The organism is Oleiphilus sp. HI0123 (assembly GCF_001635315.1).
Genome location: NZ_LWGE01000567.1, coordinates 1 through 696, shown reverse-complemented (window position 1 = coordinate 696; position 696 = coordinate 1). Strand labels below are relative to the sequence as shown.

1 protein-coding gene is annotated in these 696 nt (G+C 46.1%); it reads left to right on the top strand.

What is annotated here, in order from left to right:
- Nucleotides 1–17: 17 nt before the first annotated feature.
- Nucleotides 18–696: OmpA family protein (locus tag A3761_RS05205; protein WP_068749950.1), on the top strand; the 679-nt coding region annotated here is incomplete at its 3' end.

Here is a 696-nt window from a genome sequence, read left to right as displayed (position 1 = left end):
TACTCAGCTTTTCCAAGATGGATCTTCAGAAATATGAAGTGATGGCGATAGCTATGGCTTCATCATTTGGCATCGAGGCTTTGACCGGTGAAAATAAGGCGGGAGGCGCAATTATTTTTGCTGAAGCGCCCGCTATTCCCCCACCACCCGCGACGACAGACGAGCAGTCTGAATTGGAGAAAGAGTTCGAAGACTTTGGCGACTCCGATATAGAGATGTTGGAAGAGCCTGAAGAGAAAGAGAGCGAGGCGGCACAAATAGACCCGAGTATCGATAAGCTCACAGAGAGTTTGGTTGATAGTCTGGAATCTGAAATCCTTTCTAATGCTTTATCTGTAAGTTATGACTCCAACAAAGTGGTTGTGCGTTTCTCTGAGGCGACTACTTTTCCATCAGGGAGTGAAGAGCTAAAAGATGCAATGTTCCCGATTCTTGAAAAAATAGAAGAAGTACTTGCTACTTGCGAGGGTGAAATAACGGTCTCGGGTTATACCGATAATTTGCCGGTTAACTCGGCGCGCTATCGTTCAAATTGGGATTTGTCTGCAGCACGGGCTGTGAGTGTCGTCCATCAACTTATTTTTAATAATAAAGTAGATGCTAACCGCGTTAGTGCAGCGGGCAGAGCAGAAACAAATCCTTTGGCACCTAATGACACCGCAGAGAACCGGGCCAAGAATCGACGGGTCGAAATAA